Annotated in this window: 19 protein-coding genes, 16 tRNA genes, 2 rRNA genes and 1 riboswitch (1 of these 38 running past the window's edge); of the genes, 33 read left to right on the plus strand and 4 right to left on the minus strand. The window is 48.0% G+C overall.

The genetic code is table 11. From position 1 onward, the window contains the following. From NYE36_RS04465 to thiC, 21 genes are all read left to right on the plus strand, one after another. Positions 1–82 (plus strand): 23S ribosomal RNA (locus tag NYE36_RS04465); it begins 2848 nt to the left of the window's first position. A 101-nt stretch (positions 83–183) separates the two neighbouring features. Continuing rightward, a 5S ribosomal RNA gene (gene rrf / locus NYE36_RS04470) occupies positions 184–299 on the plus strand. A 9-nt stretch (positions 300–308) separates the two neighbouring features. Continuing rightward, positions 309–383 (plus strand) — tRNA-Asn (locus NYE36_RS04475). A gap of 5 nt (positions 384–388) precedes the next feature. Next, positions 389–479, plus strand: a tRNA-Ser gene (locus NYE36_RS04480). A 36-nt stretch (positions 480–515) separates the two neighbouring features. Continuing rightward, positions 516–587 (plus strand) — tRNA-Glu (locus NYE36_RS04485). 10 nt (positions 588–597) lie between these two features. Then, a tRNA-Val gene (locus NYE36_RS04490) sits at positions 598–673 on the plus strand. 7 nt (positions 674–680) lie between these two features. After that, positions 681–757 (plus strand) — tRNA-Met (locus NYE36_RS04495). Between the two features lie 7 nt (positions 758–764). Further along, positions 765–841 (plus strand) — tRNA-Asp (locus NYE36_RS04500). Between the two features lie 10 nt (positions 842–851). Beyond that, positions 852–927 (plus strand) — tRNA-Phe (locus NYE36_RS04505). 3 nt (positions 928–930) lie between these two features. Next, a tRNA-Thr gene (locus NYE36_RS04510) sits at positions 931–1003 on the plus strand. An 11-nt stretch (positions 1004–1014) separates the two neighbouring features. Then, positions 1015–1099 (plus strand) — tRNA-Tyr (locus NYE36_RS04515). Positions 1100–1109: 10 nt separating this feature from the next. Next, positions 1110–1183 (plus strand) — tRNA-Trp (locus NYE36_RS04520). A 29-nt stretch (positions 1184–1212) separates the two neighbouring features. Then, positions 1213–1288 (plus strand) — tRNA-His (locus NYE36_RS04525). 9 nt (positions 1289–1297) lie between these two features. Continuing rightward, positions 1298–1369, plus strand: a tRNA-Gln gene (locus tag NYE36_RS04530). Positions 1370–1422: 53 nt separating this feature from the next. Further along, a tRNA-Gly gene (locus NYE36_RS04535) sits at positions 1423–1497 on the plus strand. Positions 1498–1503: 6 nt separating this feature from the next. Continuing rightward, positions 1504–1574: transfer RNA gene (locus NYE36_RS04540), tRNA-Cys, on the plus strand. A gap of 7 nt (positions 1575–1581) precedes the next feature. After that, a tRNA-Leu gene (locus NYE36_RS04545) sits at positions 1582–1670 on the plus strand. Between the two features lie 245 nt (positions 1671–1915). Further along, a tRNA-Leu gene (locus NYE36_RS04550) sits at positions 1916–1997 on the plus strand. Positions 1998–2144: 147 nt separating this feature from the next. Continuing rightward, complete coding sequence (locus tag NYE36_RS04555; RefSeq protein ID WP_033574441.1) at positions 2145–3716, plus strand: Na+/H+ antiporter NhaC family protein; 1572 nt, start codon at positions 2145–2147, stop codon at positions 3714–3716. Positions 3717–3802: 86 nt separating this feature from the next. Beyond that, positions 3803–4501, plus strand: coding sequence for a Type 1 glutamine amidotransferase-like domain-containing protein (locus NYE36_RS04560; protein WP_033574442.1), 699 nt, complete (start codon positions 3803–3805; stop codon positions 4499–4501). A 49-nt stretch (positions 4502–4550) separates the two neighbouring features. Beyond that, positions 4551–4661, plus strand: a riboswitch (TPP riboswitch). A gap of 121 nt (positions 4662–4782) precedes the next feature. Beyond that, on the plus strand, positions 4783–6555 hold the full coding sequence (thiC, locus tag NYE36_RS04565; RefSeq protein ID WP_064115713.1) for a phosphomethylpyrimidine synthase ThiC: 1773 nt from the start codon (positions 4783–4785) through the stop codon (positions 6553–6555). Between the two features lie 40 nt (positions 6556–6595). On the opposite strand, the gene NYE36_RS04570 is transcribed toward thiC, so the two are convergent. Next, on the minus strand, positions 6596–7951 hold the full coding sequence (locus NYE36_RS04570; protein ID WP_241458073.1) for an FAD-binding oxidoreductase: 1356 nt from the start codon (positions 7949–7951) through the stop codon (positions 6596–6598). Between the two features lie 257 nt (positions 7952–8208). On the opposite strand from NYE36_RS04570, the gene NYE36_RS04575 reads away from it, so the two are divergent. From NYE36_RS04575 to NYE36_RS04600, 6 genes are all read left to right on the plus strand, one after another. Next, the gene (locus NYE36_RS04575; RefSeq protein WP_015417079.1) at positions 8209–8388 is read left to right on the plus strand and encodes an FbpB family small basic protein; all 180 of its coding nucleotides are present in this window, start codon (positions 8209–8211) and stop codon (positions 8386–8388) included. Positions 8389–8390: 2 nt separating this feature from the next. Beyond that, on the plus strand, positions 8391–10112 hold the full coding sequence (locus NYE36_RS04580) for an ABC transporter substrate-binding protein (RefSeq protein ID WP_064115714.1): 1722 nt from the start codon (positions 8391–8393) through the stop codon (positions 10110–10112). Positions 10113–10180: 68 nt separating this feature from the next. After that, positions 10181–11137 (plus strand): ABC transporter permease, encoded by a 957-nt coding sequence (locus NYE36_RS04585; RefSeq protein WP_064115715.1) that lies wholly within the window; start codon positions 10181–10183, stop codon positions 11135–11137. A gap of 12 nt (positions 11138–11149) precedes the next feature. Then, complete coding sequence (gene opp4C, locus NYE36_RS04590; RefSeq protein ID WP_033574444.1) at positions 11150–12055, plus strand: oligopeptide ABC transporter permease; 906 nt, start codon at positions 11150–11152, stop codon at positions 12053–12055. Next, entirely contained in the window at positions 12052–13038 is a 987-nt protein-coding gene (locus tag NYE36_RS04595; protein ID WP_094032142.1) for an ABC transporter ATP-binding protein, read from the plus strand. Before opp4C ends, NYE36_RS04595 begins: the two co-directional genes overlap by 4 nt. After that, on the plus strand, positions 13031–13996 hold the full coding sequence (locus tag NYE36_RS04600; RefSeq protein WP_094032143.1) for an ABC transporter ATP-binding protein: 966 nt from the start codon (positions 13031–13033) through the stop codon (positions 13994–13996). Before NYE36_RS04595 ends, NYE36_RS04600 begins: the two co-directional genes overlap by 8 nt. A gap of 71 nt (positions 13997–14067) precedes the next feature. Here NYE36_RS04600 and katA read toward each other — a convergent pair whose 3' ends face one another. Continuing rightward, the gene (gene katA, locus NYE36_RS04605; protein WP_077391951.1) at positions 14068–15513 is read right to left on the minus strand and encodes a catalase KatA; all 1446 of its coding nucleotides are present in this window, start codon (positions 15511–15513) and stop codon (positions 14068–14070) included. Between the two features lie 255 nt (positions 15514–15768). On the opposite strand from katA, the gene NYE36_RS04610 reads away from it, so the two are divergent. The 6 genes from NYE36_RS04610 (at position 15769) to rpsN (ending at position 21137) form a co-directional block, all read left to right on the plus strand. After that, a complete protein-coding gene (locus tag NYE36_RS04610; RefSeq protein WP_265451307.1) occupies positions 15769–16704 on the plus strand; it encodes an amidohydrolase family protein in 936 nt (311 codons plus the stop codon). Between the two features lie 222 nt (positions 16705–16926). Next, positions 16927–17694 carry an ABC transporter ATP-binding protein gene (locus NYE36_RS04615; RefSeq protein ID WP_014417255.1) on the plus strand — a complete coding sequence of 256 codons (768 nt, stop codon included), beginning with the start codon at positions 16927–16929 and terminating at the stop codon, positions 17692–17694. A gap of 15 nt (positions 17695–17709) precedes the next feature. Continuing rightward, positions 17710–18699 (plus strand): aliphatic sulfonate ABC transporter substrate-binding protein, encoded by a 990-nt coding sequence (locus NYE36_RS04620; RefSeq protein ID WP_064115717.1) that lies wholly within the window; start codon positions 17710–17712, stop codon positions 18697–18699. Then, positions 18699–19532: an ABC transporter permease gene (locus NYE36_RS04625; RefSeq protein ID WP_064115718.1), complete on the plus strand. Its 834-nt coding sequence runs from the start codon at positions 18699–18701 to the stop codon at positions 19530–19532. Before NYE36_RS04620 ends, NYE36_RS04625 begins: the two co-directional genes overlap by 1 nt. 24 nt (positions 19533–19556) lie before the next feature. Then, complete coding sequence (gene ssuD / locus NYE36_RS04630) at positions 19557–20693, plus strand: FMNH2-dependent alkanesulfonate monooxygenase (RefSeq protein WP_015417089.1); 1137 nt, start codon at positions 19557–19559, stop codon at positions 20691–20693. A 174-nt stretch (positions 20694–20867) separates the two neighbouring features. Continuing rightward, a complete protein-coding gene (gene rpsN / locus NYE36_RS04635) occupies positions 20868–21137 on the plus strand; it encodes a 30S ribosomal protein S14 (RefSeq protein WP_015239450.1) in 270 nt (89 codons plus the stop codon). 20 nt (positions 21138–21157) lie between these two features. Here the strand turns inward: rpsN and NYE36_RS04640 are convergent, their stop codons facing one another. Next, a complete protein-coding gene (locus NYE36_RS04640; protein WP_012117138.1) occupies positions 21158–21625 on the minus strand; it encodes a hypothetical protein in 468 nt (155 codons plus the stop codon). Then, on the minus strand, positions 21622–21825 hold the full coding sequence (locus NYE36_RS04645) for a helix-turn-helix transcriptional regulator (RefSeq protein WP_003155407.1): 204 nt from the start codon (positions 21823–21825) through the stop codon (positions 21622–21624). Before NYE36_RS04645 ends, NYE36_RS04640 begins: the two co-directional genes overlap by 4 nt. Between the last annotated feature and the right edge of the window lie 66 nt (positions 21826–21891).

Consider the following 21891-nt stretch of genomic DNA (forward strand, 5'->3'; position numbering starts at 1 on the left):
GATGATCAGGTTGATAGGTCTGAGGTGGAAGTGTGGCGACACATGGAGCTGACAGATACTAATCGATCGAGGACTTAACCAATTTGAATGTATGCTTACTGTTATCTAGTTTTGAGAGAATTTTTTAAAAAAACTCTTGCTTTTTCTGAAATACATAGTATAATAATACATGTCACTAAAACGTCTGGTGATGATGGCGAAGAGGTCACACCCGTTCCCATGCCGAACACGGAAGTTAAGCTCTTCAGCGCCGATGGTAGTCGGGGGTTTCCCCCTGTGAGAGTAGGACATCGCCAGGCAGACTTCATTCCGCAGTAGCTCAGTGGTAGAGCTATCGGCTGTTAACCGATCGGTCGTAGGTTCGAATCCTACCTGCGGAGCCATTTATGGAGAGCTGTCCGAGTGGCCGAAGGAGCACGATTGGAAATCGTGTAGGCGGTAACCCCGTCTCAAGGGTTCGAATCCCTTGCTCTCCGCCACTAATTATCAATACATAACAAACGAAAAAATACCAGGGCCCGTTGGTCAAGCGGTTAAGACACCGCCCTTTCACGGCGGTAACACGGGTTCGAATCCCGTACGGGTCACTTATATGATGGAGGATTAGCTCAGCTGGGAGAGCATCTGCCTTACAAGCAGAGGGTCGGCGGTTCGAGCCCGTCATCCTCCACCATTATCATCGCGGGGTGGAGCAGTTCGGTAGCTCGTCGGGCTCATAACCCGAAGGTCGCAGGTTCAAATCCTGCCCCCGCAACCAAAAAAATGGTCCGGTAGTTCAGTTGGTTAGAATGCCTGCCTGTCACGCAGGAGGTCGCGGGTTCGAGTCCCGTCCGGACCGCCATTTATAAAAAGGCTCGGTAGCTCAGTTGGTAGAGCAACGGACTGAAAATCCGTGTGTCGGCGGTTCGATTCCGTCCCGAGCCACCATTTGCCGGTCTAGCTCAATTGGTAGAGCAACTGACTTGTAATCAGTAGGTTGGGGGTTCAAGTCCTCTGGCCGGCACTCTAAATGATGGAGGGGTAGCGAAGTGGCTAAACGCGGCGGACTGTAAATCCGCTCCCTCAGGGTTCGGCAGTTCGAATCTGCCCCCCTCCACCATTTTATAAATAGGGGCATAGTTTAACGGTAGAACAGAGGTCTCCAAAACCTCCGGTGTGGGTTCGATTCCTACTGCCCCTGCCACTATATTATTTATTCATCTTCAGATTATGGCGGTTGTGGCGAAGTGGTTAACGCACCAGATTGTGGCTCTGGCACTCGTGGGTTCGATTCCCATCAATCGCCCCATATTATCATTGGGCTATAGCCAAGCGGTAAGGCAACGGACTTTGACTCCGTCATGCGTTGGTTCGAATCCAGCTAGCCCAGTTGCATTTTTTTAAAAACAACAGCATAAGATGTATTAAGTTCTTTTACATGTTGCGGAAGTAGTTCAGTGGTAGAACATCACCTTGCCAAGGTGGGGGTCGCGGGTTCGAATCCCGTCTTCCGCTCCAAATTACGGCGGCATAGCCAAGTGGTAAGGCAGAGGTCTGCAAAACCTTTATCCCCGGTTCGAATCCGGGTGTCGCCTTTCTATTGCCGGGGTGGTGGAATTGGCAGACACACAGGACTTAAAATCCTGCGGTAGGTGACTACCGTGCCGGTTCAAGTCCGGCCCTCGGCACCAATTTAACTTTGAACGAACTATGTTAAATTGGTCATCAGTTTTCACATTATAAAACATATATGAGAGTGATTTGCATATTGCAGATCACTTTTTTTATATAATAAAAACGTAATGACTATCAATATAAGTTTCTTGCTTGTATCGTATATACTGCATTACCATTTAAAAAACTTTGCTAAAACCGTTGACGTTTTATGAAATACATGTTATATTTATATACGTCGGTTGAACACGACGAATTACATGCCGGTGTGGCGGAATTGGCAGACGCGCACGACTCAAAATCGTGTTCCTTCTGGAGTGCCGGTTCGACCCCGGCCACCGGTATACAAAGGCTTCTACAATATGTAGAAGCCTTTTTTTTTGTGTGAAAATATCCTCCAAGGCTTGTGAAAACATGATACGCGTGCAGATTGTATAAATCCGCTTTTTTCAAAGATACTAACAAAAAGTTCTTTGAAAGAGGTGTTTTTTATGGAAGGGACTTGGGCTTGTCTTATCCCATTTATTCTGGTCATTCCTATTTCAATCATTACAAAGCAAGTGCAGTCCGGTCTGTTTGTCGGTTTGCTGGTCGGAAGCTATCTTTTGCATCCCAGCTTGCTTGGCGGGATTGAACATATGGTTCAATATGTAATCAGCAACATTGTCGTCACCAATAATATTAGAATCATTGTGTTTCTATATTCATTTGCCGGCCTTGTAGGGATTATAAAGCTGACCGGCGGGATAAAAGGATTCGTCCATTTGATCAGTAAAAAAGTTAAAACCAAAAAAGGTGCGATGCTGCTTGCATGGCTGTCGACATTTGGCACGTTCAGTGAACCGGACTTTCGCATCGTCACAATTGCACCGATCATGAAAGCTTTAAGCAAGCGTCTGGACCTGTCGAAACAGAAAATTGCGTATGCCATTGAGTTTACGGCAAACCCTGTCATTGCCTTGATTCCGATAGCAACGGCATTTGTCGGCTACATGGTTTCCATTATCGGACAGGCCCTTAAAACGTCAGGAATAGATCAGCCGGCTTACACGGTGTATGTGAAAAGTATTCCCTTCAATTTTTTCTCCATTGTGATTATAGTAGTCGGAATTTATTACTGCTTTTTTAAGAAACAAAAAGCGGACGAAAGCTTAGAAAAAACAGAAAAGAGCGGACAAACTTCTGCTCGCAAACATAACAAAAATACGGAACCGATTCCGCGGAACAGCGGTGTGTTGCTTTCAAAAGGCTCAGGTTCATTCAACATGGAAACAGGGACGATCTCAGATATTCACGATGGACATACGGGAATGTTCGAAAGTGATGAGCATGCTGACCAGCAGGAGGAGCTGGATTCGGCGCACCGTGCTTATATTAAGGAAACACCGATTCGGCCTTGGAATTTAATCATTCCGATCGGGCTGTTTTTGCTATTAACACTCTTTCTCAGTTGGTGGGACGGCCATTCAAAAGCACAAGGGTTTTTGAATGCTTTTATCAAAAGCGATATGCTTGGCGTCATGTTAACCGCATTATTGGCAGCGGTTATTGCAGCATTTGCTCTTTTTATGTTTCAGCGTTTTCATGCAGGCGAGCTTGTTACCCATTTTATTAAGGGCGGAAACGAATTGGTCAACGTTATTATTATGTTATCGCTGATTTGGGCCGTAACAGCAGTATCTGAAGATCTGGGATTCTCGAAATATGTTACATCTCATTTAACGTCATGGATCCCTCATATGTTTATTGCGCCGTCTCTTTTTATACTGGGGGCTGTTATATCCTATTTTATCGGGTCATCCTGGGGGACTTGGGGGCTATTAATGCCGCTCGGCGTAACGCTGGCGGTACAGTCACATACCAGCTTATTATTAGCGATCGGGGCCGTGTTTGCGAGCGGAACATTTGGAGCGTTTGCTTCTCCTCTCAGTGATAATACGGTGACAACCTGTACGGTGTTGGGGATCGATGTTGTGAAGTATGCCCGTTCGAAGCTTGTTCCGGCGCTTATCGCCGCGGGGATCTCCGTTGTGTTATACGGTGCGTTTTCATTTTTCAGATAACAAATACTTTTTAAAGGCGGTATCCGGAATGGGGGGTAACGCCTTTTTATGAGCTGTTATACTAGAGGAAAAAAGAGGTGATGACATTGAAGCAGATTATTGCAATGGGCGGCGGGGGCTTTTCCATGGAGCCGGATCATCTTGTGCTGGATCAGTATATTTTAGAGCAGTCGGCGCGGTCAAAGCCGAAAATTTGTTTTTTGCCGACGGCAAGCGGAGATTCGGAGAATTATATCGGCAGGTTTTATCAGGCTTTTCAAAAGCTGCGGTGTGAGCCGGATCACTTGTCGCTGTTTAAACCGCCGGGTTCTGATCTCAGATCCTTTCTCATGAAGAAAGATATTATATATGTCGGCGGCGGAAATACGCGCAATATGCTTGTCTTATGGAAAGAGTGGGGGCTTGACCTTATTCTTCGTGAGGCTTGGGAAAACGGCATCATGTTGGCGGGTCTCAGCGCCGGGGCGATTTGCTGGTATGAAGAAGGAGTGACGGATTCAGCTGGAGATTTGAGAGAGTTAAGAGCTTTAGGATTTTTGCGGGGAAGCTTTTGTCCGCACTATGACGGAGAAGCGGAGCGCCGGCCGGTGTATCACCGTCTGATTTCAGAAAAGAAACTCAGGGAGGGCTATGCCGCTGATGACGGCGCTGCGCTTCATTATAAAGACGGTCAGCTGTTCCGGGCTGTCTCCTCCCGGGAAACCGCAAAGGGTTATCGGGTTTTTAATACCGAAAAAGGCGTTCGGGAAACAGAGCTTATGACCTTACCGTTATCTGAATTTTGATAATATGCTTTTTTTTGTACACAACTTATGTTACGATGAGAGCGAAATCAATAGTTACTGGGGGTGCCCGTCTGAGCGGGCTGAGAGAGAAGCGGCGGCTTCTTAACCCTTTGGACCTGATCTGGTTCGTACCAGCGTGGGGAAGTAAAGGTTTTATTATTGTTGATGAAAACAATAATAGTTTCTTTCTGACTGCAAAACCGGGTTCTTCTTTGAACCCGGTTTTTTTGTGCTGGTGCTGAGCTTGGTTCTGTTATTCAAATGATAAAGGAGAGATTTGTATGCAAAATCAATCAGTACAGCAAGCGAACATTTCCATTATGTCGAGTTTTTCCGGCAGTAAAAAGGTTTATGCAGAAGGTTCTTCGCCCGATATACGAGTGCCGATGCGGGAAATCAGCCTGAGTGCGACTACGGGGGCATTCGGGGAAGAGGAGAATGCGCCGGTCCGTGTTTATGATACGAGCGGGCCGTATACAGACCCAGATGTACAGATTGATATTCATGAAGGGCTGGGGGCGCTCCGCACAAAGTGGATTACCGGGCGCGGAGATGTAGAAGAATATAACGGCCGGACCGTGAGACCTGAAGACAACGGCTATAAAAAAGAGGGCCGTACCGCCGAATACCCCGGCCTACAGCGGAAACCGCTTCGGGCCAAGCCGGGGAAAAATGTAACACAATTGCATTATGCGAGAAAAGGCATCATTACGCCGGAAATGGAGTTTATCGCAATACGTGAGCATGTGTCTCCCGAATTTGTCAGGGAAGAGGTGGCGAGCGGCCGGGCGATTATTCCTTCTAACGTCAACCACCCGGAAAGCGAGCCGATGATTATCGGCCGGAATTTTCATGTGAAAATTAATGCAAATATCGGCAACTCGGCTGTTACATCTTCTATCGAAGAAGAAGTCGAAAAAATGACGTGGGCGATTCGCTGGGGCGCCGATACGATGATGGACTTATCCACGGGAAAAGACATTCATACGACGCGTGAATGGATTATCCGCAACTGCCCCGTGCCTGTGGGGACGGTGCCGATTTATCAGGCGCTTGAAAAAGTAAATGGCATTGCCGAGGATTTAACGTGGGACATTTATCGTGACACATTGATTGAGCAGGCGGAGCAGGGCGTGGATTATTTCACCATCCATGCCGGCGTACTGCTTCGTTACGTCCCGTTAACGGCTAAACGCACGACGGGAATCGTATCCCGCGGCGGGGCAATCATGGCGCAATGGTGCCTGGCTCATCATCAGGAAAGCTTTCTGTACACGCATTTTGAAGACATTTGTGAAATTATGAAGGCCTATGATATCGCTTTTTCTCTTGGTGACGGGCTTCGCCCCGGTTCGATTGCGGATGCCAATGATGAAGCGCAGTTTGCGGAATTGGAGACTCTCGGAGAATTGACGGAGATTGCGTGGAAGCACGATGTGCAAGTGATGATCGAAGGACCGGGTCATGTGCCGATGCATAAAATTAAGGAAAACATGGACAAGCAGCTGGAAATTTGTAAAGAGGCGCCTTTTTACACGCTCGGACCATTAACGACGGATATCGCTCCGGGTTATGACCACATTACTTCAGCAATCGGCGCGGCGATGATCGGCTGGTACGGGACGGCGATGCTTTGCTATGTCACGCCGAAGGAGCATTTGGGGCTGCCGAATCGTGATGATGTAAGAGAAGGTGTCATCACGTACAAAATCGCGGCACATGCCGCAGACCTTGCTAAAGGGCATCCGGGTGCACAGATCCGTGACGATGCTCTGTCTAAGGCGCGGTTTGAATTCCGGTGGCGTGATCAATTTCATTTGTCGCTTGATCCTGAAAGAGCAATGGAATATCATGATGAAACGCTGCCGGCTGAAGGCGCAAAAACGGCTCACTTCTGTTCGATGTGCGGTCCGAAGTTCTGCAGTATGAGAATTTCTCAGGATATTCGTGATTATGCGAAGGAAAACGGACTTACTGAAGACGAGGCCGTCAACGAAGGGCTGAAAGAAAAAGCAAAAGAGTTTGCAGAGAAGGGAAGCCGCTTATATCAATAAAAGAAAAGATGAAGATGGAGTTTGCCCATCTTCATCTTTTTTAGAAAAACGGTGAACGGCGAAGCGGCGGAATGCTCTGTTCAAAGCGGAATATATTTTCCGGATCGTATTTCGTTTTGACTTGACGGAGGCGGTGAACATTTTCTCCGTAATACGTTTGCAGCCAGTTTCTGATTTCTCTATCAGGCCAATTCACGTAATCTCCCATCGTTTCTCTTGATAGGGACGTTCTCAGTCCTTCGATCCAGCGGACATTTTGTCTTTCTTCTTCAGCAGATGTCCAAGTTGTAATATATTCTTGGGCAATGATTGCGTTGCGATAGTAGAATGCCGTTTGGTCCGGAGCGATCCGTCCGGCCGCCCCGCCGAGAGATTGCTGCCACACACTGGCGTTTTCGTTCGGAGCGTGCTCTAAATAGCGCTTTAAAGTGGAAATCGCGCGTGTTGATAATGGTTTTTCAATAAAGGATCCTGACCGCTTCATCTTTTGCGGCTGATTGCCTCCCGAGCTGTTAAAAAAGGCTGCCGCTTTAATAAATGGCACTGTCTTGACCATTCCGCTTGCCGGTTTTCCCGCTTTCATTAACGGAGCCAGCAGTTCTTTCAGCTCATCTTTTGTCCCGGTAAATTGACCGAGCGCTTCTATGCGGTTTACTTCCTTAGGCCAAAACTGAATTGATGAGGTAAGCCGGTTGTCTATAAATGGAGCCCAGCGCTGCCATGTGTTAAATACTTCCTCAAAATCATCCCAGCCCCAAGTGACAGAAAAAACAGACACGCACGAGATCGGTACGGCTTTAAACATCATGGATGTGACAATGCCGAAGTTGCCTCCCCCTCCTCCCTGAGACGCCCAAAATAGATCAGAGTGCTTTGAACGGTTGACTGTGATCAAGTCAGCACCCGCTTTTTCGTCCGCTATGATCATTTCGAGCTGGAGGAGACGATCGCAAGTAAGTCCGGCTGTCCTTGTTAAATATCCGATTCCTCCCCCGAGCGTCAGCCCCGTGATTCCCACATTCGCAATGGTTCCCGCAGGAAGGGTCAATCCGTACCGCCAAAGTGTCCGGTAGACTTCCCCCAATTCGGCTCCCGCTTCAATCGAGACCAGCCGCTTATCCTCATTTACTCTTATTTTCTTCATTTCACTGAGATCAATGACTAGTCCGTCATTTAACAGGGAAAAATTTTCGTAGCTGTGTCTTCCGCCTCTGATACGGAAAGGCACATTGTTCTCACGCGCCCATCTCACCGCATTGAGGGCGTCATGTTTGTTTTGACAAAACACAATGATGTCTGGATATCTTTGCAGGCTTAAATTGATATTGGTTCTTGCAGCATTATAGTCCGGGTCATCTTTTTTGACGATGCGACCGGTCAATGTTGTCTTTTCCACACTCTCACTCACTTTCACTTGTACTCTGCTATGTTTTCTAGCATATGCGGAAAAATGAGAGAGTGTATGAGGAAAACCCCCGGAAGGAAACGATATTTTAAATTATAGTTGACAGGTAGGGATTGTATGAATTAACATAATCATTACATATTTCCAAACGATGGCTGATCGGATCACCGAAGGCTCTTATCTTTTAAACAGATAAGGGCCTTTTTTGCGTGAAAGTCATGAATGAAATGAAAAGCGGAGGGATAAAAGTGGCGTTAAAAAAGGTATCACATGTACGCAAAAAGAGCAAAAAACGAAAAAAGTACAGAAAATACACATTGAATTTCGAACTGCTTGTAGAGAAAAACAAACGGGAGATTATGAGAAATGAGGAACAGATGGAGCAGATTTATATAAAGATAGATGAAAAGCATGCGGGGGTTCGATAAAGATGAAGGAGAGAAAATGGAGGTTGAAAACAACGGTACTCGCGCTGTCGGTATCCATCATGTTATCAGGGTGCGCGTTAGGGAGCGCCGGGGAAGAACCGTCATCTGCGGCGGATAAAAAGGAAGAAACACGTATTGCCCATGTCAAGACAAAGGAATTTAAAGCTTCTCATCCGGCGGCCATTCCCGCTAAATCGAAAGCCAGAACTGACACTTTTGTTGCTGGGATTTCCGCGCCGGGCGGTGTGTTTCTGCCGTACTTTTACGAAAACGGCTGGGATGGAAATGCGACAGATCCTATTTTTGAACCGTTAGTCAAACTGGATAAAACGGGGAAGCCTGCCCCGGCTCTTGCGGAAAGCTGGAAAATTTCCAAGGATCAGCTTACCTACACGTTCCGTTTAAGAAAAAATCTTGTTTTCAGCGACGGTTCACCGCTGACCGCAAAGGATGCCGCATTCACTTTAACACTGCTGCATGATCCTGCGTACGCGGGCTATGAAGATATCACCACGGCCTATATTAAAGGCGGCAAGGCTTACAAAGAAGGAAAGGCAAAGACGATAGAGGGCATTCGCGTCCTTGATGACAGAACCATTCAAATCACGACTGAGAAAGTCAGTGCGAAGTCGCTGCTTCTTTTAGGCGGGCAGGTGCTGTCAGAATCCTACTACGGAAAGAATTATCAATTCGGCAAACTGGACTATTTAAAAGAGCTTTATGCCAAACCGCTCGGAGCGGGACCTTATCAATTTACAGAATATCTTCCGGGACAGGAAATACGCTATCAGGCTAATGAACACTATTATGCAGGAAAACCAAAAACCGAAAAGCTGATTTATAAAATTATCGATCCGTCAACTTCCCTTCAGCTGTTTGAAACGGGTGACCTTGATTACGCTTCTTTTTCACCTGATGATGATACGGTTCAGCATTTAAAAAGTCTCGGTTTTGCCAATATAAGCGTATCTGTCGTGAATGATTACGGGCTTGTGTACGTCAATCACAAGCGTCCGCCTTTTCGAGATAAGAAAGTGTGCCAGGCGCTTATTTACGGACTTGACCGTCAAAAAATCGTCGATGTCCGCTTTAAACGCTACGGAGAAGTCGCGAATGTGCCGGTGTCTCCGGTTTCGTGGGCTTATGATGACAAAGATGTCAATCGGTACGCGTTTAACCCTGAAAAAGCCAAAAAGCTTCTCGATGAAGCAGGCTGGAAAACGGGCAAAGACGGTGTACGTGAAAAAAACGGCAAAAAGCTTGAAATCAGCTATTACACGTCTAAAGCGGATGATGATTTCATCCCGATCGCGAAAGAAAATTACGCGGACATCGGAATCTCATTAAAGCCGGAAGTGATGGATTTTAATACAGAAGTAGCGAAAATAAATGACAAACAATATGACCTTGCCGCCGTTTCCACCTCGCAGATTCTTGATCCGAATGACACGGTGGAAAAGCTGGCTTCCGGCCATCCCAATAATGTAACGGGGTATTCCAATCCGAAAGCGGACCGGCTGATAGAGAAAGGAGCCGGCACGCTTGATATCAGCAAAAGAAAAGAGATTTATCACCAGCTGTACCGGGAGCTCGGGGAAAACCCGCCTTACATTCTGATTCATTACCGTCAGAGCGCAAGGGCGGTCAGCGGAAAAATAAAAGGGCTTGAGCCTGACAATTATTCTGGAATCAGTTCAAGTCTCTCAAATGTCTCAATTCAATAGAACGGTTGGGCAAAATACCCGGTGCATCCTGGGGATTTTGCCCTTTCAGCGGAAAGGAGGGGCTTTTTGTGAAACGGTATGCCGCAGAACGATTCATTCAAATGCTTGTGATCTTATTCGGTACGTCCTTTATTATTTTTTTCTTATTCGCCATGCTGCCGGGCGACTATATTGATTCCAATGTAAACCTGACTCCTGAAAGAGCGCAGGAGTTAAAAGCGCTTTACGGGCTGGATCAGCCGATTTGGCAGCGCTATGTGACATGGCTCGGAAATGTGCTCAGCGGAGATTTTGGGTTTTCTTTGAAATATCAGGAGAACGTCCTGTCACTGCTTCGGAAATATGTCTGGAATTCGTTTTTTGTCGCGTTTTTGGCGTTGCTTGTCACATGGTCAGCCGCGATGATAACGGGTGTCATATCCGCTGTCAGGAAATACTCATGGTTTGACGGGATCGTGACGTTTCTTGTTTTTGCTTCCATGGCGTTCCCGTCTTTTTTTATCAGCCTTCTGTTTATTAAGTGGTTTGGGGTGGATTTGAAAATATTGCCCGTCGGCGGGATGATTGATACCGGAAGCACGAGTACAGGTTTTTCGTACGTGCTTGAAGCCGCCAGACATATAATTCTTCCGGTCGTGATTTTATCTATGCTCGGCATCGGCTCGCTGACAAGGTATTTCCGCTCCGGCATGCTGGACGTGATCAGACAGGATTATATCAGAACGGCGAGAGCGAAGGGATTGAAAGAGCGCACCGTCATCTGGAAACATGCGTTGAAAAACGCGCTCATTCCGGCCATCACCCTGCTTGCTTTTGAACTGCCGGGACTGTTTTCCGGAGCCATCATTATTGAACAGATTTTCGGGTGGCCGGGTGTCGGGCGTATTCAGCTGGAATCTGTGCATTATCGTGATTATCCGGTTTTGATGGCGTTTACCTTGTTTTTGTCTTGTTTAACGATTGTGGGGAACTTCTTGGCGGATATCGCTTATGCCGCGGTTGATCCGCGGGTCAGGCTGAAATAGGGGGTGTTCGGAATGAAAAAACAAAAAGGGGCGCCGCCTTCTCTTTGGAAGCAGACGTACCGCCGTCTGCTGCAGCATAAGCTGACGGTCATCAGTCTTCTTTTCTTATGTTTTATGTTTTTATTGTGCTTTATCGGGCCGTCTTTTTCTCCGTACATAACAGATCGGACGGATATTTCAAATGCCAATCAGCAGCCGGGAATCCATCATTGGCTGGGAACTGACCAGTACGGGAGAGATGTGCTGACGAGGCTGATGCTGGCGGGGCAGATTTCTCTGACCGTGGGGCTTGCTTCAATGGTGCTGTCGCTTGTCATCGGTTCTTTACTCGGGGCTGCGGCCGGATTTTATCGGGGAGCCGCTGATATGATCATTATGCGCATCGCTGATATGCTCATGTCCATCCCGGGACTGCCGCTGCTTTTGATTTTGGCTGCGGTGATGTCGGAGTGGAAAGTGCCTTCTGAATACAGAATGTACCTGATTATGATGATGTTAAGCCTGATCGGATGGCCCGGTCTGGCGCGGCTTGTACGCGGACAGATTTTGTCGCTCAAGGAGCAGCCGTTTATGATGGCCGCGGAAGTTCTGGGGCTTAGTGATAAACGGAAAATCCTCTATCATTTGCTTCCCAATACATTGCCGTTATTACTGGTAGCGGCGACTTTGCATGTGGCGGGAGCGATGCTGAGTGAATCGGCGCTGAGTTTTCTCGGGCTTGGCGTTGCTCCGCCGACACCTTCTTGGGGAAACATGATGGAAGCGGCGAATCATTTTATGGATTTTACACTCCGTCCGTGGCTGTGGATTCCCCCGGGAACGGCCATTTTTCTGACCGTTGTGGCGATTCATCTGCTTGGAGACGGTTTAAGAGACGCTTTTGATCCTAAAGTAAAACGGCAGGTGAAAATGAAATGAAAAAACCGCTTTTAGAAGTGAGGCATTTGGAAACGGCTTTTTATACTGAGGAGGGGGCGGTAAAGGCCGTGGACGATGTCAGCTTTACGATACATGAGGAGGAAACGGTTTGTATTGTAGGGGAGTCCGGCTGCGGGAAAAGCATGGCGTCATTGTCCATTATGCAGCTTATTCCCGAGACGGGGAGAATCGAACGGGGAGCGGTGCATTTTTCCGGACGGAACCTGTTGGAATTGAAACCAAAAGACATGCAGAAAATCCGCGGCAGCGAAATCGGGATGATATTTCAGGAACCGATGACATCTTTGAATCCGGTGTTTACAATCGGTGAGCAGCTGGCCGAACCGATTCGCGAACATTTATTGCTGAGTAAGAAAGAAGCATGGCGGAGGGCCGTTGAACTGATCACGTTAGTGGAGATCCCGCATGCCGAGCAGGTTATGCACCAATATCCTCATGAACTGAGCGGCGGCATGCTGCAGCGCATCATGACGGCTGTCGCGCTAAGCTGCGAACCGAAACTGATCATTGCCGACGAGCCGACGACAGCGCTTGACGTAACCATTCAGGCGCAGATATTGGATTTATTGCGGGATATGAAAAAGCAATTTCGCACGTCTATTTTATTCATTACTCATGACCTTGGCGTGGTTGCTGAAATGGCTGATTATGTGATTGTCATGTATGCGGGAAAAATTGTGGAGGAAGGACCGGTTGCAAAGCTGTTTTCTGATCCGAAGCATCCGTATACGAAAGGGCTGCTCGCGGCCAAGCCGGTTATCGGTCAAAGAAGGGAGATGTTGTACACCATTCCGGGGCAAGTCCCCGAGCTTTGGGACCTGTCGGGATCGTCTTGTTATTTTGCGGAGCGATGTGAACACAGCACGGAAATATGCCGGAAATCGAGCCCGCATTTTACTGAATTCGGGAAGGGGCATCAGGCGGCGTGCTGGCTTTACAGAGAGGAGAAAGCAGATGAGTGATGTGTTGCTGGAGGTCAAGGGGCTGAAAAAATATTACGAGGAGCATGGGGGGATGAGAAGGACCCGCAAAAATCCCGTAAAAGCGGTCGACGGTGTCAGTTTTACGATAGGAAAGGGAGAAGTGTTCGGCTTAGCGGGAGAATCGGGCAGCGGAAAGTCATCAATCGGCAAGACCATTTTGAGGCTTCATGAAAAAACAGCGGGAGAGGTGTTTTTTCAGGGGCGTGATGTGTTTCGGATGAGCCGGCGCGAGCTCAAAACTTTCAGATCAGAAGCGCAGCTCATCTTTCAAGATCCGTTCAGTTCTTTAAATCCCCGGCGCCGGATCGGAGAAGCCATCGGTGAAGCGATGATCGAGCATCAATTGGCGGTGAAACGGAACGCGCGTGATAAAGCGGCGGAGGTTCTTGAAGCCTGCGGACTTTCCGCAAACTTTATCGACCGTTATCCGCATGAATTTTCCGGAGGGCAGCGGCAGCGGATCGTGATTGCAAGAGCGATGGCGCTCAAGCCGCAATTTATCATTATGGATGAACCCGTGGCGGCGTTAGATGTCTCCATCCAGGCGCAGATGATCAATTTGTTCAGCAGCCTTCAAAAACAGCACGGGCTGTCATATTTGTTCATTTCTCATGATTTAAGCGTGGTGGAGCACTTATGTACGAAGGTCGCCATTATGTATTTAGGGATGATTGTGGAATACGCGTCAAAGGAGGAGCTCTTTTCACGGCCGCTTCACCCTTATACGAAAGCGCTGTTATCAGCCGTGCCTGTTCCCGATCCCGGAGCGAAAAGGGAGCGGATAATTTTAAAGGGTGATATACCGAGCCCCTCTGATCCGCCTTCAGGCTGTAAATTCCGAACGAGATGCCCGGCAGCCAAGAAGATATGTGCTGAGAAAAGTCCGGCGCTGTCAGAAAAAGGGCTTCACCATTTTGCGGCATGCCACTTCGTATAATTGAGAAAAAAACGGTTTTATTGATAATAAACAGGAAAAACCTGCCGGGCAGACCGGCAGGTTTTTTAATGTTATTTTGGTGATGGCAGTCCGAGTCCTTCGGCAACGCGTCTGCCGTATTCAGGATCAGCTTTATAGAAGTGGCCGATCTGGCGCAGCTTAATTTCTTCTTTGTCCACAGGTTTCATCGCACTGACGATATTGGCGACAAGGCGCGCGCGCTCTTCTTCGCTCATCAGGCGGTACAGGTCGCCGGCTTGTGTGTAATGATCATGATGATTATAGCTTACACTGTCTGCGAAACCTGATACAGGATATGCCGCCTGTTTATCTTCAGGTGACTCTTTCGGGCCGCCGAAGCTGTTAGGCTCGTAATAGACGGAGCGGCCGCCGTTATCATCAAAACGCATTTGTCCGTCACGCTGATAGTTTTTCACTTCATTGCGGGAACGGTTGATCGGCAGCGCCTGATGGTTCGCGCCGACACGGTAGCGATGCGCGTCATGGTATGCGAACAACCGGCCTTGAAGCATTTTGTCAGGTGAGACGTCGACGCCGGGGACTAATGTGCCGGGAGAGAACGTCGCCTGTTCTACTTCCGCAAAGTAATTTTCCGGATTGCGGTTCAGAACCATGCGGCCGACTTCAATGAGCGGATAGTCTTTTTGAGACCATACTTTTGTGACGTCAAACGGATCAAAGCGATATGTGTTTGCGTCTTCTAACGGCATGATTTGAACATATAATTTCCATGCGGGGAAATCGCCGTTTTCAATCGCATTGAACAAATCTTCCGTATGGTAATCGGGATTTTCGCCCGCGATTTTTGCAGCTGTATTAACATCAAGGTTTTTCACGCCTTGCTCTGTTTTAAAGTGATATTTAATCCAGACGCCTTCGCCTTTATCATTTGTCCATTTAAATGTATGGCTTCCGAATCCGTGCATATGGCGAAGAGTCGCCGGAATGCCCCGGTCTGACATCAGAATGGTTACCTGGTGCAGGGATTCCGGCGACAGAGACCAGAAATCCCAAACGGCCGTTGGATTTTTCAGATGTGTTCTCGGATCTCTTTTTTGTGTATGGATAAAGTCAGGGAACTTGATGGCATCGCGGATGAAGAACACGGGTGTATTGTTTCCGACGATGTCGTAGTTTCCTTCTTCTGTATAAAACTTAACGGCAAATCCGCGCGGGTCGCGCACTGTGTCACTAGAGCCCAGTTCGCCCGCAACGGTTGAGAAACGGATGAAGAGCGGCGTGCGTTTACCGACTTCTGACAGAAATGCGGCTTTCGTATATTTTGTAACGTCATTTGTGACTTCAAAATAACCGTGTGCGCCCGCGCCTTTTGCGTGAACGACACGCTCGGGAACGCGTTCTCTGTTAAAGTGCGCCAATTTCTCAAGCAGATGGACGTCTTGTATTAAAGCAGGACCGCGATCGCCGGCCGTCATTGAGTTTTGGTTATCTCCGACAGGAGCGCCCCAGCTGGTTGTCAATTTATTTGAACTCATGTGATCACCTCTTTAGATTTATAAAAACATAATATCACCTATCATTAAAAAGTCAATATTATTTTATAATGATTATAAAATAATTATTTTTATTATCGAAAAAGGGTTTGGGTTTGAAAGACTACTTGACTGGCGGGAATAATGGGTTTAAGATGAGGAAAAATAGAAACCGCTGACTTGGACACAAGAGGCTCTTATTCTTCACTGGATAAGGGCCTTTTTTTATTGTCAGGCGGTAAGGGAGGCGGCGATTGTATGCTTTTCCGGCAGCATTTTAAACCTGTCGATATTCACGGTCATCTGCCGTACAGCCTTTATTTCGGCAAAAACGATAAGACATTTTCCGATTATAACCGGGAGCGGTCAGATAGAATGAATCTGACTTGGGATTTTCCTGATCCGCATGATGTTGAGGGCGATGACGGCGAAATCGCTTTGATGACAAGATGGGAGAATGAATTAGATAAGTACGGCATTGACGTGCTGAATTTTTTAACAGCAGAGAGCAATGACCGGATGGCGGCGTTTATTCAAGCCAATCCTGCGAGATTTACCGGATTTGCATATCATCCTTTGGAGCGGGAGGATGCGTATGAAGAGCTGAAAAGAGCGGTAGAAGAGCTCGGTCTGAAAGGATATAAACTGTTCGGGCCGCTGACAGACATTGATTTTCATGATCCGTCGCTGAAAAAGCTGTGGACGTATCTGGCTGACAAAAGGCTGCCTGTATTAATTCACTTCGGGCTTTTAGGAAGAGCGGGGGGCATTGTCAGCCATCGCAACATCAACCCGCTCTCCATCTACCGCGTCGCGAGAGAGTATGCTGATATTCCGTTCATCATTCCGCATTTCGGCGCCGGATATTATCAGGAACTGCTGCAGCTGTGCTGGAGCTGCCCGAATGTGTATATTGACACGTCCGGCTCAAATCAGTGGATGAGGTGGATGCCGTACCCGCTTGATTTGGAAATTCTGTTTCGGAAGACATCTGAATTAATCGGTGCTGAACGGATCATCTTCGGGACGGATTCGAACGGATTTCCGAGAGGATATGTATACAGATATCTTCAGGAGCAGGTGAGGACCTGCCGGGAAATCAATATGCGGGAAGAAGATATAGAGAACATTTTCGGCAACAACGCGCGGACATTATTGAAAATCGCCCGCCAAGAAAAGGAAGTAAATGCGTGATACAGCCGATGCGCTCTCTGGCAGGGGTATGCCGGAGGGCGTATTTTAATCCTTATAAAAAACAGTTGACAAGTCGGAATAATTTGAATTAACATGATATTCAAATTTAAAAACAAACGGGTTGCCGATCGGACCGCCGAAGGCTCCCATCTCTGCAAGCAATCGGAGATGGGGGCCTTTTTGTTTTTCGATCGCACGCGGCAGAAAGAGAGGGGAAGACAGATGGCTGTAACCATCAGCATACAAGAAAAAGCTTTTGAGCATGAAGGCCGGAAAACGCCGGTGCTGAATGATATTGAGCTGTCAATTGCATCGGGAGAATTTTTGACTGTCATCGGGCCGAGCGGATGCGGCAAAAGCACGCTTTTAAAATTGATTGCCGGTCTTGATACCGATTATAAAGGCTCTGTCACAATAAACGGCCGCAATGTGTCGGGACCGGGCATCCGGCAGGGATTTATCTTTCAGGAGCACCGGCTGTTTCCCTGGCTGACGGTAAAACAAAACATCGCTGCCGATCTCAATATGAACGACCCGGCCGTTCGGAAAAAAGTGGATGATCTGATTGAGGTTGTCAGGCTGCAGGGAGCGGAGAACGCTTATCCGCGCGAATTATCCGGCGGCATGTCGCAGCGGGTTGCCATCGCCAGAGCCCTTTTGCGCGAGCCGGAGGTGCTGCTTTTAGATGAACCGTTCGGGGCGCTTGACGCTTTTACGAGAAAACATTTGCAGGATGTGCTGCTTGATATATGGCGCGAGAAAAAAACGACGATGATTCTGGTCACGCATGATATTGATGAATCCGTCTATTTAGGCGATAAGCTGGCGATCCTCAGGGCAAAGCCCGGCCGGCTGCACAGCCTGATGCCGATTCAGCTTCCGCATCCGCGCAATCGGACCTCAGCGGATTTTCAGGCCGTCCGGCAGAAGGTGCTTTCTGAGTTTGAGAAAACGGAAGACCTCCGGTTTGCGGATGGGTCCGGGATATAGAAGGGACGAAGTGAAGTGAAAAAAATCATCATTCTTTTAGCCGCAGCAGTCATGATGTCAGCCGGATGCAGTGCAGACAGGACAGGGGGGAGCGGGAAAACGGTGAAAGAAATCCGGATCGGCATCCAGCAGAGTTTAAGCCCGCTTCTCATTGCCAAGGAAAAAGGCTGGTTTGAAGAGGCCTTCAAAAAAGACGGAATAAAAGTAAAATGGGTCGAATTCCAAAGCGGTCCTCCGCAATTTGAAGGTCTTGCCGCCGATAAGCTTGATTTTTCCCAGGTCGGCAATTCACCGGTCATTTCCGGTCAGGCGGCTGGAATTGATTTTAAAGAGATCGGGCTGTCTCAGGACGGGTTAAAGGCAAACGGCATTCTCGTAAACAAGGGCAGCGGGATTCAGAGCCTGAAAGAATTGAAAGGTAAAAAAATCGCTGTAGCCAAAGGCAGCAGCGGCTTTGATTTTCTCTATAAAGCTTTAGATAAAGCGGGGCTTTCCGCCGATGACGTCACCATCATCCAGCTTCAGCCTGATGAGGCGGTTTCCGCTTTTGAAAACAAATCAGTTGACGCATGGTCCATTTGGGAGCCGTATTTGTCGATTGAAACGCTGCAGCACGGGGCGGAAATATTGGCGAACGGAGAAAGCACAGATTTATATTCTCCCGGTTTCACGTTAGTCAGAACGGGATTTTCCAAAGAACACCCGGATGAGGTGGTCCGTTTTCTGAAAGTGTTCAATAAAGCAGTTGCATGGCAAAAGGAACACAAAGATGAAGCTGTCTCCTTATATGCGAAAATCAAACATCTTGATCTGAAAGTCGTCAGAAACGTGCTTAACAATACTGAGCCTCTCAATGAACCGATCAATGATGATATTGTCAAAGCCCAGCAGGAAACCGCTGATTTTCAATATCAAACAAAAGCGATTCATAAGAAAATTCATGTAAAAGACGTTGTCGACAATTCATTTATTAAAAAAGCGCTTGAAACGGGGGATGGCAAGTAATGAAAGCAGAAGCATCAACGGCTGCCGGCGCAATAAGCCAATCAGAAGAGAAAGCTCTGGCAAGATCCCGGAAGTATTCATACCAATGGATGAAAGGGGTTGTACTCCCGGCTGCGGTCATCGCAGTATGGCAGGTTATCGCAAGTCTGGGCATCGTCTCGGCCACGGTGCTCCCGTCACCTGTCGTCATCTTGCAGACGTTTCAGGAACTTCTTCTTTCAGGTGAACTTTGGGGTCATTTAGAGATCAGTTTATACAGGGCTGCTGCCGGATTTCTGCTTGGCGCGGGCCTCGGCCTTGTTTTCGGGCTGCTGGTCGGTTTCTCAAAGCGGACGGAAGCATATCTAGATCCGTCTCTTCAAATGCTCAGAACGGTTCCGCACTTGGCCGTGACTCCTCTGTTTATTTTGTGGTTCGGGTTTGATGAGACATCAAAAATTCTGCTGATCGCATTAGGGGCATTTTTCCCCGTGTACATTAATACGTTTCTCGGAATCCGCAGTGTGGACGCGAAGCTGTTTGACGTCGCGCGGGTGCTGGAATTTAACTGGTATCAGCAGATGACGAAATTAATTCTTCCGGCATCTCTGCCGAATATCCTGCTCGGCATCAGGCTCTCTCTAGGCATTGCGTGGCTCGGTCTCGTGGTGGCGGAACTGATGGGATCGAGCGAGGGCGTCGGTTATATGATTATGGATGCCAGACAATTTTCACAGACAAATAAGGTGTTTGTCGGCATTATCATTTTTGCGGCTGTCGGCAAGCTGACAGATGCATTGGTCAGAATGCTCGAACGGAAACTATTAAAATGGCGGAACAGTTATGAAGGGTAACCTATTAAAAAAGGAGAGATTCATATGGAGATTCTTTGGTTTATTCCGACGCATGGTGACGGCCGGTATTTAGGGACGCAAACGGGAGGGAGAACGGCGGATCATCTTTATTTTAAGCAAGTGGCACAGGCGGCGGACAGACTCGGGTATACGGGAGTTCTGCTGCCGACGGGGAGATCATGTGAAGACCCGTGGCTGACGGCTGCCGCTTTAGCGGGGGAAACGAGTGACTTAAAATTTTTAGTGGCGGTCCGTCCGGGACTGATGCAACCGTCTGTCGCCGCGAGAATGGCGTCGACAATGGATCGGCTGTCAGACGGCCGTTTGCTCGTAAATGTCGTAGCGGGCGGAGATCCTTATGAACTGGCGGGAGACGGCATGTTTATCAGCCACGATGAACGTTATAAGGCGACTGAAGAATTTTTAACCGTCTGGCGCGGACTCATGCGGGGCGAAACGGTGACATATGAAGGGGACCATATCAAAGTGGAAAACAGCAATCTGCTGTTTCCGCCAAAGCAGTCTCCGCATCCGCCATTATATTTCGGCGGTTCATCACAGGCGGGAATTGAAGCTGCGGCGAAACATACAGATGTCTATTTAACATGGGGAGAGCCGCCGGAGCAGGTAAAAGAAAAGATTGAAACCGTTAAAAAACAGGCTGCCAAGGAAGGAAGGACGATGCGTTTTGGCATCAGACTTCACGTGATTGTCCGGGAGACTGAGGAAGAGGCATGGGAAGCGGCTGATCGATTAATCAGCCACTTAGACGAAGAGACGATTGCGAAAGCGCAGGCTGCGCTTCGGCGCGCTGATTCTTCGGGACAAAAACGGATGGCCGATCTCCATAACGGTGACCGCTCGAAGCTTGAGATCAGCCCGAATCTCTGGGCCGGCATCGGACTGGTCAGAGGCGGAGCGGGCACGGCGCTTGTCGGTGATCCGCAGACTGTCGCTGCTCGAATTTTAGAGTATCAGGCACTCGGCATTGAGACGTTTATCTTTTCAGGCTACCCGCATCTGGAAGAAGCTTATTATCTGGCTGAACTCGTGTTTCCGCTTCTGCCGTTTCAGAATGAACGGACTAAAAAGCTTGAGCGCAGACTGGGTGAAGCAATGGGAAACGACCATTTTGCAAGAGGAAATAAAGCGACAGTCTGATGACGTCGCAAGGCGGATAATTGACGGCGGACGCTTTCTGCGGATTCATTTCCGGGGAAATGCCGGCAGTGAAGGCGGGTATTCACTCGCCTTTTTAAGCGCTTAGCTTGCATGATGTTCATATGGATGGTATGATACAAAACGTAATTATTACGATTTGTTAGGAGTGCTGAAATGGCAAAAAAATCAAAAGTGATCAAAGAGCTCAAGCGGCAGAAGCTTGTTGAACAATATGCGGACATCCGAAGAGAATTAAAGGCAAAAGGAGACTGGGAAGCGCTGGGCAAACTGCCGCGTGATTCTGCTCCGGCCAGGCTTCATAACCGCTGTACGGTGACGGGGCGGCCCCGCGGATATATGAGAAAATTTAAATTGTCCAGAATCGCATTCAGGGAGCTGGCGCATAAAGGCCGGATTCCCGGGGTGAAAAAAGCGAGCTGGTAATGTAAAAAACTCCGGATCTGTCATGAACCGGAGTTTTTGCCGTGCTTATGAAAAGTGAAAACATAAGCCAAATGCTGAATCATCATCAGAATGAAAATCAAAAGAATCGGAAAAAAGGGTAGATGCGGCTGAATCAGCGGATAAAACAAAAGCAGAACGGCTGCGGCCGGCAATGAGAAGTAAACGGCGATATACGAGGAACGGCAAGCTTTAGCCGTCATCATTCGTTCTCTTTCATCCTGTTCCTCAAATTCATCGGGCACAAGCCTGTGCTTTTTGCCGTTCCGTTTTTTCTTTTCGGCATAGATATACAATGCGGCACAAACGGTAAACAGCAGAAACGGCGTGATATTCAGCTCAAATGAACCGCTCCCCTCCGTTTGGAAAAACTGAGCGATCCGCGGCGCCGCTTCCATAAAGGAAATAAGTGTCCAGCAGGCCAATCCGTAGAGTGCAAGGTGAAAACACGCTTTTCTTTTCAAACTCATTTTTTCTCCTCCTCCAGCCAGAAAACTTCCTCCATCGGCAGGGAGAAAGCCCGGCAGATGTTAAGCGCCAATAAAAGTGAAGGCACATAATCTCCTTTTTCAATCGCTGCAATCGTCTGTCTGGTGGCTCCGGCTTCTTTTCCGAGCGTTTCCTGAGAATAGCCGAATCTGGCTCTCAGCTCTTTTACTTTATTTTTCATCATCAGGCGTACCTCAAGTTTTCTTCTTTTTTATATTGTATGAGACTCTTAACAAAATGTAAACCC

This window comes from Bacillus sp. FSL R5-0593 (genome assembly GCF_038603755.1).
GTDB classification, from domain to species: Bacteria; Bacillota; Bacilli; order Bacillales; family Bacillaceae; genus Bacillus; species Bacillus velezensis.